This is a genomic window from Parafrankia sp. Ea1.12 (assembly GCF_900465275.1).
Taxonomy (GTDB): Bacteria; Actinomycetota; Actinomycetes; order Frankiales; family Frankiaceae; genus Parafrankia; species Parafrankia soli.
In genome coordinates this window covers 1-255 of record NZ_UBIZ01000271.1, presented here as the reverse complement: position 1 = coordinate 255, position 255 = coordinate 1, and the positions used below count along the sequence as shown (strand labels likewise).

At 70.6% G+C, this 255-nt stretch carries 1 pseudogene; it reads right to left on the bottom strand.

From position 1 onward, the window contains the following. Window positions 1-255: pseudogene (locus FMEAI12_RS12725) on the bottom strand (transposase); the annotation flags it as partial.

The window sequence follows — 255 nt, the reverse complement described above, 5'->3', positions numbered from 1 at the left end:
GTCGCCCGGGGCGTCCGGGGTGGGATCGTGACGGTGGTGATGCCGGCGTCGGCGAGGACCGCGTCGAAGGAGGCGGTGAACTGTCCGGCCCGGTCACGGACCAGGAACTGGAAGTCGGCCGCCCGGTCGCCGAGGTCCATGAGGAGGTTCCGGGCTTGTTGGGTGGTCCACGGTCCGTCCGGGTGGGCGGTGACTCCGAGGATGTGGACGGTGCGGGAGCCGACCTCGATGACGAAGAAGCAGTACAGGCGCCGC